Genomic DNA, 15,241 nt, shown 5'->3' with positions numbered 1-15,241 from the left:
CTATGACAACCGTCGGCGCTGCTGGATCCTGTGTTTGCTATGGATCCTGTGTTTGCTATGGCAGGGAGCGATCCCGTTGACGGTGGGAGCCATCTGGCTCAGATTGCATGCCGCGCCGACGGTTGTCGGCGCATGGATATCTGCTGGCCAAAACCCGCCGCTGCTTCCCGACATAGGACGTTGTCGCTGACCACCATGCACGGCAGCCCGCGACGTTCGGCGATAGCGCTTAGTTCACGAACGACCCGCCGGCCCGACAGCGACGTGTCGACGATACAGGCCAGACATTCCCGGCTGTAATCGTCGATGACGTTCAGCATGCGGAACCGCCGGCCGCAGGCCAACGCGTCCGACACGAAGTCGAGTGACCAGCGCTGGTTGGGTTCTTGGGGAATCGCCATCGGTGCCCGCGTGCCGAGCGCCCGCTTGCGGCCGCCACGCTTGCGCACCGTTAGCCGCTCCTCGCGATACAGCCGGTACACCTTCTTCAGGTTCATGCCCTTGCCCTCACGTCGCAGCAGTATCGCCAGCCGACGGTAGCCGAACCGACGACGCTCGTTCGCGAGCTCGCGCATCCGCTCGCGGACAGCATCGTCCTTCCCGCGAAGCGGCTCATATTGCCACGCCGACCGATTGACCCCGACCAGCCTGCAGGCGCGACGCTCGCAGAAACCGTGACCGGCCGTCAGCTTCTCCACCGCAGCGTAGCGTTCCACAGACCGCGTCAGTTTTTTCCCAGCAAGTCCTTCAACGCCGACACGTCGAGCATCGACTCCGCCAGCAGCTTTTTCAGCCGACGGTTCTCGTCCTCGAGCGCTCGCAACCGCGCGGCGTCGGAAACCGTCAGGCCACCGTATTTCGACTTCCAGGTGTAAAAGGTCGCATCGCTGATCCCGTGTTTCCGGCACAGGTCGGCGGTCTTCACGCCAGCCTCATGCTCCCGCAGCACCCCAATGATCTGATCCTCGGTAAATCGGCTTCGCCGCATCACTCGTCTCCATCTGACGAGCTAACTTACCAATGGCATGATTTCTGGGGAGCGGGTCAAATAGTGAACGGCGATCCCAGCGCGGCGGCAAATATACTCGTAATAGGCGCTCTCGTCGGCATCCTGAAAATGACCCCACCGGCTGACGTCGTAGACGAGTATTGCTTGGTAGTCTGCGACACCGGCGCTGACATCATCGATGAGGCGTTTGAGTGCATCGCGACCATCGATGCGGAGACCACTCTTGCCTTCATCTGCGTAGGTGCGAACGATCGAGAAACCTCGCGCGGCAGCGTAGTGACGGATGGCCTCCGCTTGGTTTTCGGTGGAGTAGCGCTGATGGTCCGTCGACATACGGACATACTCGGCAGCCCGCATACGGGTCGGTTCGTCTGAATGCTGGGTCTGCGGGACTAGCCAACTCTCCACGCACTGGACCTCACTGTTCATCGTGCGGCGCGGTGCCTGACGATTCCCGGGTTGGTTGGACGCAGGACTGATCCCGCACCTGTGCCGACATAGCGGGAAAGGAATGGAAAGGTGTTTCCGAAAACGGGCAGCAATTTACATTCCGGCAGCGACGAGGCCGATCTGGCGCTACTGATTTCGCGGGCGCTATTGGCAGAACTGGGTGCAAGCCACCGGGCAACGAAAACGGCGATGGGGTGGACAGGGGCAAGCGAGCGGACGGTCAAACACTGGCTGGCGGCTACCCACGTGCCCCAAGGGAACCACCTTGTGTCACTCGTCCGGCACTCCGATCAGGTTCTCGGTGCTATTCTTGTGGCGGCGGGTCGAGGAGATTTGCGGATTTCGCTGGAGTTGAACTTGGTGCGGGTCAAGCTTCTGGAACTTGCCGCACTGCTTGAACGCGCTTGAAGACAGAGGGGCCCCTTTCGATCAGGAAATCGAGAATCGACCGCGAATCATGCTTCAGGAAGTACCAAAATGGTTCGTGGTGCGGGGGTTCGTGTCCGGATTTCGGACCGATATTTTTGGTGGGCCACGAGTGGGCCACGGCATTTTGGGGATTTGAAAAGTGGCGGTTTTCTGCGGTTTCTGGAGGTAGATGTGAGTCCGGCCAGGGCACCAGTACATATTGAGAACATTGTAGAATCCGCGTAAAACTGCGATAAAGTCGCTGTTGACAGTCCCGTGTTTTCTCATTTTGTTCCGCTAATGCCCCGCGAATAGTGGGCCACGAATCGCTGGGCCACGGGCCTCGCAGGAGTCGTGGCCCACCATGCTAACCGTCGTCGAAATCCGTGCGCTGAAGCGCTGGAACCAGGCGATCGGGAGTGTGATCCTCCGTGACTCAGGCGCTGGAAAGTGTCAGATAGCCGCAGGCCTCGCCTGTCCTTTGGGCTGGGCAGCGCCATCTTGTACGAACCCCGGCGGCCGGCAGTCTGCGACGACGGGGATCGACTGTGCGGGGCGTAGGTTGAAGCAGCAATGACGACCTCTCCAACCTGCGCCGCCCTTGACTATGAGGCGCTGTTCGCTGCGGCGCCTGCCCCGATGCTGGTTCTCGCGCCGGATGCGCCGCGCTTCACGATCCTTGCGGCCAATGACGCCTATCTCTCCGCGACGATGCGGGTCCGCGACGACCTGCTAGGGCGCGGCGTGTTCGAGGCCATGCCCGACAATCCCGGCGATCCTGGCGCAGACGGGACGACGAATCTGAGGGCTTCGCTCGAGCGCGCGATCGCGAGCAGGAAGCCGGATTCGATGCCGCTTCAGAAATATGATGTGGCCGACCGCTCGGGGCGGTTCGAGGCGCGCTGGTGGGATCCCGTCAACAGCCCGGTCCTGGATGGTTCCGGCGCCGTCCGCGCGATCATTCACCGGGTAGAGGATGTCACCGCCAGCGTCGGCGTGGACCTGGCGCTGCGAGAGAGCGAGGCGCGGCTGGGCCTGGAGCGCAGCACGCTCGCCGCCCTGGTCGAGCATCTTCCGGTCGGCGTCATCGTGGTGGATCGGGATGGCACGCCGGTGCTTTGCAATCCCGCCTATGCGCGGATCGTCCCCGAATGTGCGATACCGTCCCGCCTGCCGGACGCGCGCGCGCGGTGGTTCGGGCAGGATGAGAACGGCCATGCCATCGAGCCCGATCGGTATGCGGGCGCCCGGGCGCTGCGCGGCGAAAACGTACCCGGATCCGAGTTCCTTCACCGCGCGCCGGATGGGCGCGAGACCTGGGTGCGGGTGAGCGGCGTACCGCTTCACGACGCGGAAGGGCAGATTGCCGGTGCGCTCTGCGTCGTCGTCGACATCGACCGACAGAAGCAGACCGAAGCGCGGTTGCGCGAGCTGAACGAAACCCTGGAAGCGCGCGTGGCGGCGCGGACTGCCGAGCTGGAACAGGCCCATGAGCAGCTGCGCCAAAGCCAGAAGCTGGAAGCGATGGGCCAGCTTACCGGCGGCGTGAGCCATGATTTCAACAATCTGCTGACGCCGATCATCGGATCGCTCGACCTGCTCCAGCGGCAAGCGGGTGGCGGCGAACGCGAGCGGCGACTCGTCGAACGGGCGCTCCAGGCAGCAGACCGCGCCCAGGTGCTGGTCCAGCGGCTGCTGGCCTTTGCGCGGCGCCAACCGCTCCAGCCGGTCCCGGTCGATGTGGGCGCGCTGGTGACCAACATGGCGGAGCTCGTCGCCAGCACCACCGGGCCGCAGATCGACGTGGTGGTGGATGTGAAGGCGGCGCTTCCTCTCGCTACCGCCGATCCGAACCAGATCGAAATGGCGCTGCTCAACCTCTGCGTGAATGCCCGGGATGCCATGCCCGACGGCGGTACGATCCGGGTTTCGGTTTCGACGGAGCCGGTCGCCCACCACCATCGCTCGGGACTGAAGCCGGGTCGCTATGTGCGGCTGTCGGTGGCCGATACCGGCATGGGCATGGATCGTGCCACCTTGGCCAAGGCGGTGGAGCCGTTCTTCTCCACCAAGGGCGTAGGTCGCGGCACCGGCCTCGGGCTGTCGATGGTCCATGGCCTTGCCGCGCAGCTCGGCGGCGCACTGACGATCCAGAGCCAGCCGGGCCTGGGCACCAATGTGGAGATCTGGCTGCCGACGAGCGACGAGGCGGCGGAGCCCTCCGGCGCCAAGGCGGAGGGCGCTGCCCCGCGCGCGGCGGGTATCGTGCTTCTGGTGGATGACGAGGACCTGGTCCGCGCCAGTACCGCCGACATGCTGACCGACCTGGGCTATACGGTGCTGGAGGCGAACTCCGCCAAGGCGGCGCTGAAGCTTCTCGATGACGGGCTGCGACCGGACCTTCTCGTCACCGATCATCTGATGCCGGGCGAGACCGGGCCGGCGCTGGCACGCGACGCCCAGCGGCGACTGCCGGACATCCGGATCCTGATTATTTCGGGGTTCGCCGAGCTCGACGCGGTCGAGGCGGATCTGGCGCGACTGACCAAACCGTTCCGGCAGGCGGATCTCGCGCGCAAATTGGATGCATTGGCGGGGGACGGGGAGCCAGCGGGAGCGAAACGCGGGTGAAGATCGCGACCTACTAGGTGAACGGCGTGAACGGTCCCCTGCCGGTGCTGCTGCGCTGGTTGGAGGAAGAGTCGCCGGATGCGGGCGTGGACCGGCAGGTACGCGGCTGGGAAAAGACCAGCGATCACGCCCCAACCTAGATCCGGTTGGGGGAGGACGGAAGCCTTCGCGCATGATCATCGCATCGGAGAGGTGCATGCCGGGCACGGCGATCCTCGACGCGACGCCCGCCAGTCCCTGCCCGCTCGGCGTTCGCTTCGACGAACCGGCGTTCGGCGCCGTGCTCCTCGCTGCCGTTGGGCAGTAGGTAGAGTACCCAAGCGCGCTCCCGGGCGGCGGATGGCATGAGATGACCACTGCTCCTGACCGCGAGGGACCATGATGCAACCGGTGGAAAGCCCCGCGTTCGAAGGCCTCGCCGCGGCGGCGGCCGCCGTCCGGCTCCGCGAGGAGGGGCCGAACGAACTGCCGCGGGCGGGGCAGCGCTCGCCGTTGCGCATCCTGATCGAAGTGCTGCGCGAGCCGATGCTGGCGCTGCTGCTGCTCGGCGGCATCGCCTATCTGCTGCTGGGCGATACCGCCGAAGCCTTGATCCTGCTCGCCTTCGCGACCCTTTCGGTGCTGGTCACGGTGATCCAGGAAGCGCGCACCGAGCATGTGCTGGAGGCGCTGCGGGACCTGTCCGCGCCGCGCGCGCTCGTCGTTCGCGACGGTGCGCGCGTTCGCGTTCCCGGCCGCGAGGTGGTGCGGGACGATCTGATCGTTCTGGAGCAGGGCGACCGGGTGCCTGCCGACGCGGTCCTGATCGCGGCCGCCGACCTGCAGACCGACGAATCGCTGCTGACCGGCGAATCACTGCCGGTGGGCAAGACCGCCGCATCTCCAGCGGGCGCCGACGCGGAGCACCGCCCGGGTGGCGAGGGGCAGCCCTTCGTCTATTCGGGCGCCCTCGTCACGCGCGGCAGCGGGATCGGCCGGGTGCTGGCGACCGGCCCGCGCAGCGCGATCGGCCGGATCGGCCAGTCGCTGGCGACGCTCGACACCGACGCGCCCCGCCTGCGGCGCGAGACCGCCCGGCTCGTCACCTGGTGCGGGATCGGCGGCTGCGCGATCGCGGCGATGGTGGTGCTGCTCTACGGGCTGCTGCGGGGCGGCTGGATCGAGGCGCTGCTGGCCGGCATCGCGATCGGCATGTCGCTGCTGCCGGAGGAATTCCCCGTCGTGCTGACGGTGTTCCTCGCCATGGGTGCGTGGCGGGTAGGCAAGGCCGGCGTGCTGACGCGGCGCGCCGCCGCGATCGAGACGCTCGGCTCGGCGACGCTGTTGTGCACCGACAAGACCGGAACGCTCACCGAGAACCGCATGTCGGTGGCCCGGCTCTGGCTTCCCTCGGGCGATACCCTCCGGATGGGCGGCGGGGGCGAGGTGCCGCCGGACTATCATCGCCTGATCGAGACGGCGGCGCTCGCGAGCGCGGTGGCACCGAGCGACCCGATGGAGGTTGCGCTGCACGAGGCCCGTGCCCGGGTCGCGGTGCCCTGCCGCACCGGGGGCAGGGTGGCCCATGCCTATGCGCTCCGCCCCGAACTGCTCGCCATGTCGAACATCTGGGACGATGGCGAGGAACTCACCCTCTGCGCCAAGGGCGCGCCGGAGGCGATCGCGACGCTGTGCCGGCTGGTGCCCGCAGACGCAGCGGCGATGTCGGCGGCGGTCGAGGCGATGGCAGCCGACGGCATTCGCGTGCTTGCCGTCGCCCATGCCACCCCGCGCGACCGCAACTGGGCGGCGACCCAGCACGATTATGCCTATACGCTGGCCGGGCTGATCGGACTCGCGGACCCGCTGCGGGCCAGCGTTCCCGCCGCCGTCGCGGAATGCCGCGACGCGGGGATCCGGGTGGTAATGATCACCGGCGACTATGCGGCGACCGCGCGCTCGATCGCGACCCAGGCGGGGATCGCCGAGGGCGACGTCCTGACCGGCGACGAACTGGCCCGGCTCGACGCGCCCGAGCTTGCCGCGCGCCTCGAGACCGTCACCGTCTTTGCGCGGATCATGCCCGAGCAGAAGCTTCGGATCGTCCAGGCCTATAAGGCGAAGGGCGAGATCGTCGCGATGACGGGGGACGGCGTGAACGATGCTCCCTCGCTCAAGGCCGCGCATATCGGCGTGGCGATGGGCCGGCGCGGCACCGATGTCGCGCGCGAGGCATCCGCGATCGTCCTGCTCGACGATGATTTCGGCGCGATCGTCCGCTCGGTGCGGCTCGGCCGGCAGATCTACGACAATATCCGCAAGGCCATGGCCTTCATCTTCGCCGTGCATGTGCCGATCGCGGGCTTGGCGCTCCTGCCCTTGTGCCTGGGGCTGCCGATCCTGTTCGGCCCCATCCACATCGCGCTGCTCGAAATGGTGATCGATCCGGTCTGCGCGCTGGTGTTCGAGGCCGAACGTGCCGAAGACGATGTGATGCGGCGTCCGCCGCGCGCGCCGGACGGGCCGCTGTTCTCGCTGCCGATGATCGGCTGGAGCATCTTTCAGGGCGGCCTGGCCTTCGCCATGCTGGCGGCCGTCTTCCTGGTGGAGACCTGGTCGGCCATGCCCGAGGCCGAGTTGCGCGCGCTGATCTTCTTCGCGCTGATCGCCGAGATCGTGGCGCTGGTGCTGGTCAACCGTTCGTTCAGCGCCGCACTGGGTGCCGCGCTCGTGCGTCACAACCTCGCGCTGCGGTACATCGCTGCCGCGATCGTCGGGGGGACCGGGCTGATCCTGCTGCTTCCCTCGGCACAGGCGCTGCTGAAGTTCGGGGCGATCGCCTGGAGCGACATGGCGTTGGCGGTCGCGCTCGGTGTCGCCTTGCTGGTGATGCTCGAGGGGTGCAAGCCGCTGCTCCAGGGGACAATGGCCCGTGGCGCGGCTGGACGGCGGCCATGACCTTCGCGCGCGCCTTTCCGCTATCGCTGCTCGGCGGCGTGACGCTCGCCTTCCTCTGGCTGGTCACGCCATTTTCCGGAGCGATCCTCTGGGCGGTGATCGCGGCAGTGCTGTTCGACCCGCTGAACGCGCGGCTGGTGCGCGCCATGCCTGGCCGCCGCAACGTCGCGATCCTCGTCACGTTGCTCGCGATCATCGCGCTGTTCGTGGTGCCGGCGATGCTTCTTGGCGGGGCGCTCGTCGCGGAGGCCAAGGGGCTCTATGCGCGCGTGCAAGGCGGCGACATCGATGTCGTGCGGCTGGTCGCGGATCTGCAACGCCATTTACCCGCATGGGCGCGCCATTGGCTCGCCGATATCGGGCTGGGCGACATCAACGGGGTGCGCGCCACGCTCAGCCGCGGGCTGGCCGACGGCTTTCAGGCGGTGGCGGCGCGGATCGTGCGTATCGGGCAGGGGACGCTCGGCTTTTTCCTGCAACTGGGCGTGATGCTCTATCTGACCTTCTTCCTGCTGCGCGACGGCCGCGCGATCGCGGCGCGGATCGAGCGCGCACTGCCCGTCGAGAGGACACAGCGCGTGATCCTCGTCGCCAGATTCGTCACCGTGATCCGGGCTACCATCAAGGGAAGCCTGATCGTCGCGGCGCTGCAGGGTATCACCGGCGGGCTCATTTTCTGGGCTCTCGGGATTCCCGGTGCGCTGCTCTGGGGCGTGGCGATGGGCTTCTTCTCGCTGTTCCCCGCGATCGGAACCGGGCTGATCTGGGTTCCGATGACCTTGTACCTTCTCGCCACCGGGGCGGTCTGGCAGGCGACCCTGCTGTTCGCCTGCGGCTTCATCATCATCAGCAGCGTCGACAATGTCGTGCGACCGATACTGGTCGGGCATGATGCGCAGATGCCCGACTATATCGTGCTGATCGCAACGCTGGGCGGCTTCGAGCTGATGGGCTTCAACGGCTTCGTGGTCGGCCCGATCATCGCCGCGCTGTTCCTCGCCGCATGGGAGGCATTCTCGCTTCCGGCGGCAGGCGGCGAGCCCGCGACCGGCTGACCTGGGGGCGATCGGCAGACGCATCCACCAATGCGGGCCGCGATCGGCCGCGCTGGCAGGCTATGTCGAATGTCGTTGGCCGGGGCTAATATATCTACTATGCTGGATATATGGAAAATGATTCGGCTATAGCCGCGCTCGGCGCCCTTGCTCAAGGAACACGTCTCGACGTGTTTCGCCTACTGGTGCGGCACGAGCCGAACGGCATGGCGGCGGGGGAGATCGCTCGCCAGCTGGAGGTGCCGCAGAACACTATGTCGGCGCATCTCGGTATTCTCGCGCGCGCCGGCCTGATCCACTCCGAGCGGCAAAGCCGCTCGATCATCTATCGCGCCGACCTGGCGGGCCTGCGCGCGCTGACGCTGTTCCTCGTCAAGGATTGCTGTGCGGGCAGCGCCGAGTTGTGCGCGCCGCTCGTCGCCGAACTCGCCCCCTGCTGCTGAAAGGACGTGCCATGGCCGTCGACATCATCATCTATCACAACCCCGAGTGCGGCACGTCGCGCAACGCACTCGCCATGATCCGCAATGCCGGCATCGAGCCGCATGTCGTCGAGTATCTGAAGACCCCGCCTTCGCGGGCGATGCTGGTCGACCTGATCGCCCGCGCCGGGATGCGCCCGCGCGACCTGCTGCGCGAAAAGGGCACCCCCTATGCCGAGCTGGGCCTGGGCGACCCGTCGCTGTCCGACGATGCGCTTCTGGACGCGATGATGGCGCACCCGATTCTGATCAACCGTCCCCTGGTCGCCTCACCGCTGGGGGTGAAGCTGTGCCGCCCCTCCGAAGCCGTCCTCGACCTGTTGCCGGCCGCCCAGCGCGGGGCGTTCGCCAAGGAGGATGGCGAACAGGTGGTCGATGCCGCCGGCGAACGGGTGCGCTGACGCCATGTCTACGGTTTCCCCTACACTGGACGCAGCACCTGCGCGTCCCGGCATCGGCACCTTCGAGCGCTATCTGACGCTGTGGGTGCTGCTCTGCATCGCCGCCGGCATCGGACTGGGGCAGTTGCTGCCTGGCGTCTTCGCGTCGATCGCGTCGGCCGAAGTCGCGCGCGTCAACCTGATCGTCGCGGTGCTGATCTGGCTGATGATCATCCCCATGCTGCTCAAGATCGACTTCGGCGCGCTCGGCTCGGTGCGGCAGCACTGGAAGGGCGTCGGCGTCACGCTGTTCATCAACTGGGCGGTAAAGCCCTTCTCGATGGCGGCGCTGGGCACGTTGTTCATCGGCTGGCTGTTCGCACCGCTGCTGCCGGCGGGGGAGGGGCCGTCCTATATCGCCGGCCTGATCCTGCTCGCGGCGGCGCCCTGCACGGCGATGGTGTTCGTGTGGTCGAACCTCTGCGAGGGAGAGCCGACCTATACGCTGTCGCAGGTCGCGCTGAACGACGTGCTGATGGTGTTTCTCTTCGCGCCGCTGGTCGGGCTGCTGCTCGGCGTGGCGTCGGTCACGGTGCCGTGGGATACGCTGCTGATCTCGGTGCTGCTCTACATCGTCGTGCCGGTGATCGCCGCCCAGCTCGTCCGCCGCGCCGTGCTGACGCGCGGCGGGCAGGCAGCGCTGGATCGGCTGCTCGACCGCCTCGGTCCCGTGTCGCTCGTCGCGCTGCTGGCGACGCTGGTCCTGCTGTTCGGCTTCCAGGGCGAGGCGATCGTCGCGCAGCCGCTGGTGATCGCGCTCCTGGCGGTGCCGATCCTCATCCAGGTCTATCTGAACGCCGGCCTCGCCTATTGGCTGTCGCGCAGGTTCGGCGTTGCCTGGTGCGTGGCGGCGCCCTCGGCGCTGATCGGGGCGTCCAACTTCTTCGAACTGGCGGTTGCCGCCGCTATCTCGCTGTTCGGGCTCAAGTCGGGTGCCGCGCTGGCGACCGTGGTCGGCGTGCTGGTGGAAGTGCCGGTGATGCTGTCGGTCGTCTCGATCGTGAAGGCTTCGCGGGGCTGGTATGAACGGGGAGCCGCCGCCTGATGCCGCTACGCACGCTGGAAGATCCGGACATCCTGCCGGCACTCGATGCCGCCTATGTCCATTCGCGGCCGGCACTGGGCCTGGGGCCGCTCGATCCCGCGCCCCGTATCCTGTTGCTGTACGGCTCGCTGCGCGAGCGCTCCTTCTCGCGGCTGGCTGTCGAGGAAGCGGCCCGCCTGCTGCGCCTGTTCGGCGCGGAGACGCGCATCTTCGATCCCTCCACCTTGCCGCTCCCCGACCAGGTGCCTGGTGACGACCACCCAGCGGTGCACGAGCTGCGCGAACTGGCGCTGTGGTCCGAGGGTCAGGTCTGGTGCAGTCCCGAGCGGCACGGACAGATCACCGGGATCATGAAGGCGCAGATCGACCATCTGCCGCTGGAAATGAAGGGCATGCGCCCGACGCAGGGGCGGACGCTGGCCGTCATGCAGGTGTCGGGCGGTTCGCAGTCGTTCAACGCGGTCAACACACTGCGCCTGCTCGGCCGCTGGATGCGGATGTTCACCATCCCCAACCAGTCGTCGGTCGCGATGGCGTACAAGGAATTCGACGAGACGGGCCGCATGAAGCCGTCGAGCTATTACGACCGGATCGTGGACGTGATGGAGGAGCTGGTGCGCTTCACCGTCCTGCTCCGCCCGCACACGCCGCAGCTGGTCGACCGCTATTCGGAGCGCAAGCAGGCGGGCATGGCCGTCGAGCCTGCCGCCGACCTGTCGAGCATCGCCACCGCGCCACAAGGGGGCCGCGCATGAGTGCCGTGTCCGTACGACCGGCAACGGTAGCGGACGCTGCCAGCGTGCACGCCATCTATGCACCCGTCGTGGAGCATACCGCGATCTCGTTCGAAGAGGTGCCGCCGTCGATCGGCGAGATGGCGGCCCGTATCGAAGCGACGTCCACGGCGTACCCGTATCTGATCGCCGAGCGTGCCGGTGTGGTGGTCGGCTACGCCTATGCCGGCCAGCACCGGACCCGCGCCGCCTATCGCTGGTCTGTCGATGTCACCGTCTACATCGCCGAGGAGGCGCGGCGTTCGGGCATCGGCCGCGCCCTTTACGCCCAGCTTTTTCCGGAACTGGCGGCGCGCGGCTTCCATGCCGCGTTCGCCGGTATCGCGCTGCCGAACCCGGGAAGTGTCGCCCTTCATGAGCGCATGGGTTTCGAGCTGCTCGGTGTGTATCGGGAGGTCGGCTCGAAATTCGGGCGCTGGCACGATGTAGGATGGTGGCAGCGGCTGCTTTGACGGAGTACCTGCCGCAAGCGTCCGTTATTGCGGCTGCCTGGCAGAAGGCCGCGCCACACCCACCTTCCCGCAGCTGTCGTGCAACGCGTTGGTCAGCCGTTGCTGCGCTTCCGACCACGACGTCCTTTCAGAATGTGCTCGCTGTAGCGGGGTGAGGTGCCGCTCTCGGCCCGAGGTCGTCGCCCATTGGCGGACGGCCAGAACCTGCGGCTGGTCGTCCCTGAGATAGGACTGGAAGGCGGTGGAGCCCGTGACGGCTTGTGATGCAGTGCTAATGCGAGGCTGTTGCAAAACTTGCGCTGGTTTTCTATCGCGCCCCGAAAGGGGAAGACCATGAAGTTCGCATTCGGCGTAATCGCCGCAGCCATCATCTGGACCGGAAGCGCCAAGGCCCAGGACCGCCGTCCCGATTCCGATACCGATGTCGCCAACACCCGGCGGGAGGACATCGTCGTCACCGCAGCGCGGACCATCCTCCCGGCCAGCGCGCTGCCGCTGACGGTGGACGTCATCGATCGCGAGACGCTGTCGCGCCAGGTCACGGTCTCCGGCTCCACCGTCGATGCCGTCTCGGCGCTGCTGCCGTCCTTCTCGCCGACGCGCGAGAAGATCACCGGCTTCGGCGAGACGCTGCGCGGCCGTTCGCCCTTGTATGCAATTAACGGCATCCCGCAGACGACGCCGATCCGCGACGGCGCGCGCGACGGCTACACCATCGACCCCTTCTTTATCGACCGGGTGGAGGTCATCTACGGCTCCAATGCCCTGCAAGGCATCGGCGCGACCGGCGGCGTGGTCAATCAGGTGACCGTGGCGGCGCCCAAGGAGAATGGCTGGAGCGGGCGGGCCCTGCTCCAGGGCAATAGCGGCGACGATTTCTCCGGCGCCTCGCTCGGCGGCAAGGTCGCCGGCCTGGTCAATGTCCGCAGCGGCGCGTTCGACGCGACCGGCGGCGTCGCCTTCGAGCGGCGCGGCGTCTTCCTCGACGGGCGCGGGCGCCGCATCGGGCTCGACGGCAACCAGAGCGAGATCCAGGATACCGACAGCCTGTCCTTCTTCGGGCGGGTCGGGGTCGACCTCTCGCCCAGCGCGCGGCTGGAGGTGATCGCCAACCGCTTCCGGCTGGAGGGCAACAATCATTATGTCCCGGTCGACGGCAATCGGGCGCTGGGCATTCCCGCCACCAGCCGGCGCGGCGAGACGCCGGGACAGCCCTCCACGGGCGTGGCCGAAATGCTGTCCGCCTCGCTCACCGACGGCGATCTGGCGGGCGGGGCATTTACCCTGCAGGGCTTCTACAACCGCACCAGCGACACCTTCGCCGGGGGTGTCCTGGCGACGTTCCAGGACGCGCGGATCGCGCCGATCGGCACGCTGTTCGACCAGTCGCGCAACGTGTCGCGCAAGATCGGCGGCAAGGTCAGCTATGAGCGTGCGGTGCCCGGCTTCGAGGCGCTGACGCTGACCGCCGGGTTCGACGCGCTTGTCGATCGCACCAAGCAGGATCTCGTCCAGACCGGCCGGGCCTGGGTGCCGCAGACCGATTTCCGCAGCCTGGCGCCGTTCGGGCAGGCAAATCTCAAGCTGTTCGACGGCGTGGTGCGGCTGGCCGGCGGCGTGCGCTACGAGAATGTCCAGCTCGACATCCCCGATTACACGACGCTCGCCAGCGCGAATGCGCGAGCGGTCATCGGCGGCAAGCCCTCGTTCGAGCGTGCCCTTTGGAACGGCGGCGTGGTGGTGGAGCCGATCAAGGGCATCCGCGCCTATGGCAGCTATGCCGAAGGCTATACGATTGCCGATATCGGGCGCGTCCTGCGCGGCATCACCCAGCCGAACATCCGCATCGCCGACTTTCTCGACCTGACGCCCGTCGTCTCTAACAACCGCGAGCTCGGGGTGGAGGTGAACCAGGGGCCGCTGGAGGCGAGCGCCACCTATTACTGGTCGTCGAGCGATCTGGGCCAAGTGCTGGTGCGCGGGAGCGACGGCATCTTCAACGTGTCGCGCCAGCCGATCGACATTCAAGGGCTGGAGGTGAACCTGGGCGTTCGCACCCCGCTGCCGGGGCTCAAGCTCGGCACCGGCTTCGCCCATGTCAGCGGGCGTACGGACACCAACGGCGACGGCCGGATGGATGCCGATCTCGACGGCGCCAACATCTCGCCGGATCGGCTCAACCTCAACATCGACTATAGCCGCGGCCGGTTCAGCGCGCGGCTGCAGGGCCGCTATTATCTGTCGCGCCGGTTCGAGGGGCAGCCGATCGCCAATGATTTCATCGGCTATCGGCTGTTCGACGCCTATGTCGCCTATGACCTGCCGATCGGCCGCATGATGCTGAGCGTCCAGAATCTCGGCAACACCGACTATGTCACCTATTACAGCGACACCCAGGGGCCGACCGACAATGCCCGCTTCTACACCGGCCGCGGTCGCAACTTCACGCTGAGCTGGCAGGCCGGGTTCTGATGCATCTTCTGGCCCTGCTGCACCGCTGGATCGGCGCGATCGGCGGCCTGTTGCTGGCGCTGCTGGGCCTGACGGGCACGCTGCTGGTGTGGCGGGACGAACTGACCTTCGTGGCGCATGCAGGCGATCCCGTCCGGGCCGATCCGGCGTCGCTGGCGAAGGCCGTCGCCATGATCTCGGGCGGGTCGCAGCCGATCGATCGCGTCACCTTCGCGGGCGATGGTCTCGGCGTGCACCAGGTCGTGTTCAAGGACGGGAGCGGCGCCTATCTCAGCCAGGCGGGGGAAACGGTCGCCCGCTGGTCCGCCTCGTGGCAGCGGCCCGAGCTGTGGCTGTTCGATCTTCACCATCGCCTGCTGATCGGCGATACGGGGGAGACGATCACCGGCGTCGCCGGGCTGGTGGGGCTGTTCTTTGTCGTCACGGGTATCCTCTTGTGGTGGCGGACGCGGCGCCGCTTCCGTCTGCGGGCCTGGCCCATGACGATGAAGCCCGGCGCGATCGTCCACCATCACCGCGACCTCGGTGTGGTGGCCGCGCCCTTGCTGCTCGTGTCGCTGGTGACGGGGGTGCTGATGGTCTTCCCTGTGTTGGGCGGCGGGCTGCTGGCCGAAGCGCGTCCGCGACCGCCGCGGGTCGAGGTTCGCGAGGTGCAGGGGCGCAGGGACCTGAGGCCGCTTTTCGAGGCTGCCGCTGCGATCTTTCCCGGTGCCGAGTTCCGCCGCCTGCAATGGCCGCGAAAGGCCGGTGCACCCATCGTCCTGCGGCTTCGCCAGCCGTTCGAATGGACGCCGAATGGTCGGACCTTCGTCTATGCGGATCCGGCGACACTGGCGGTTGTCGGCCGCGCAGATCCCGCGGCGGGAGGCCTTGCAGCATCGATCCGGGAGAAGCTCTACCCGGTGCATGCTGCCAAGATCGGCGGCCCGGCGTGGAAGCTCGCCATGAGCGTGTCCGGCATTGCGCTGACACTGCTCGGAAGCTTGGCAGTGTATGCGTTCTGGCGGACGCAGTGGAACGTCCGCCGGGCCAAGCGCAGGAAGCCGCGCGCAAAGGTCGAATAGGC

13 protein-coding genes and 1 pseudogene are annotated in these 15,241 nt (G+C 67.1%); 12 read left to right on the top strand and 2 right to left on the bottom strand.

Annotation, left to right across the window (positions count from 1 at the left end):
- Positions 1-179: 179 nt before the first annotated feature.
- Positions 180-988: pseudogene (locus tag CA234_RS24915) on the bottom strand (IS3 family transposase); the annotation flags it as partial.
- 21 nt (positions 989-1,009) lie between these two features.
- Complete coding sequence (locus tag CA234_RS11455; protein WP_346962891.1) at positions 1,010-1,438, bottom strand: recombinase family protein; 429 nt, start codon at positions 1,436-1,438, stop codon at positions 1,010-1,012.
- A 90-nt stretch (positions 1,439-1,528) separates the two neighbouring features.
- Between CA234_RS11455 and CA234_RS11450 the strand changes: the two genes are divergently transcribed.
- The 12 genes from CA234_RS11450 (at position 1,529) to CA234_RS11395 (ending at position 15,239) form a co-directional block, all read left to right on the top strand.
- Complete coding sequence (locus tag CA234_RS11450) at positions 1,529-1,867, top strand: hypothetical protein (protein ID WP_198162130.1); 339 nt, start codon at positions 1,529-1,531, stop codon at positions 1,865-1,867.
- Positions 1,868-2,440: 573 nt separating this feature from the next.
- Complete coding sequence (locus CA234_RS11445; RefSeq protein WP_206431175.1) at positions 2,441-4,498, top strand: ATP-binding protein; 2,058 nt, start codon at positions 2,441-2,443, stop codon at positions 4,496-4,498.
- Positions 4,499-4,670: 172 nt separating this feature from the next.
- A complete protein-coding gene (locus CA234_RS25195; RefSeq protein ID WP_277600103.1) occupies positions 4,671-4,805 on the top strand; it encodes a hypothetical protein in 135 nt (44 codons plus the stop codon).
- 71 nt (positions 4,806-4,876) lie between these two features.
- Positions 4,877-7,435, top strand: a complete 2,559-nt coding sequence (locus CA234_RS11435; protein ID WP_241213464.1) for a cation-translocating P-type ATPase — start codon at positions 4,877-4,879, stop codon at positions 7,433-7,435.
- On the top strand, positions 7,432-8,490 hold the full coding sequence (locus CA234_RS11430) for an AI-2E family transporter (RefSeq protein ID WP_125974899.1): 1,059 nt from the start codon (positions 7,432-7,434) through the stop codon (positions 8,488-8,490). The genes CA234_RS11435 and CA234_RS11430 overlap by 4 nt, the downstream gene beginning before the upstream one ends.
- A gap of 110 nt (positions 8,491-8,600) precedes the next feature.
- Positions 8,601-8,933 carry a metalloregulator ArsR/SmtB family transcription factor gene (locus CA234_RS11425; protein WP_125974897.1) on the top strand — a complete coding sequence of 111 codons (333 nt, stop codon included), beginning with the start codon at positions 8,601-8,603 and terminating at the stop codon, positions 8,931-8,933.
- Between the two features lie 11 nt (positions 8,934-8,944).
- A complete protein-coding gene (gene arsC / locus CA234_RS11420; protein WP_125974895.1) occupies positions 8,945-9,373 on the top strand; it encodes an arsenate reductase (glutaredoxin) in 429 nt (142 codons plus the stop codon).
- A gap of 4 nt (positions 9,374-9,377) precedes the next feature.
- On the top strand, positions 9,378-10,457 hold the full coding sequence (arsB, locus tag CA234_RS11415; protein WP_126001740.1) for an ACR3 family arsenite efflux transporter: 1,080 nt from the start codon (positions 9,378-9,380) through the stop codon (positions 10,455-10,457).
- Positions 10,457-11,212, top strand: coding sequence for an arsenical resistance protein ArsH (arsH, locus tag CA234_RS11410; RefSeq protein WP_125974891.1), 756 nt, complete (start codon positions 10,457-10,459; stop codon positions 11,210-11,212). Before arsB ends, arsH begins: the two co-directional genes overlap by 1 nt.
- On the top strand, positions 11,209-11,703 hold the full coding sequence (locus CA234_RS11405) for an arsinothricin resistance N-acetyltransferase ArsN1 family B (protein ID WP_125974889.1): 495 nt from the start codon (positions 11,209-11,211) through the stop codon (positions 11,701-11,703). The genes arsH and CA234_RS11405 overlap by 4 nt, the downstream gene beginning before the upstream one ends.
- A 333-nt stretch (positions 11,704-12,036) precedes the next feature.
- Complete coding sequence (locus tag CA234_RS11400) at positions 12,037-14,175, top strand: TonB-dependent receptor (protein WP_125974887.1); 2,139 nt, start codon at positions 12,037-12,039, stop codon at positions 14,173-14,175.
- Positions 14,175-15,239, top strand: a complete 1,065-nt coding sequence (locus tag CA234_RS11395; protein ID WP_126001739.1) for a PepSY-associated TM helix domain-containing protein — start codon at positions 14,175-14,177, stop codon at positions 15,237-15,239. The genes CA234_RS11400 and CA234_RS11395 overlap by 1 nt, the downstream gene beginning before the upstream one ends.
- The last annotated feature ends 2 nt before the right edge of the window (positions 15,240-15,241 follow it).

Source organism: Sphingomonas sp. ABOLE (assembly GCF_003950455.1).
Classification (GTDB): domain Bacteria; phylum Pseudomonadota; class Alphaproteobacteria; order Sphingomonadales; family Sphingomonadaceae; genus Sphingomonas; species Sphingomonas trueperi.
The sequence above is the reverse complement of the archived record's forward strand: the minus strand, read 5'-3'. Positions and strand labels throughout refer to the sequence as shown.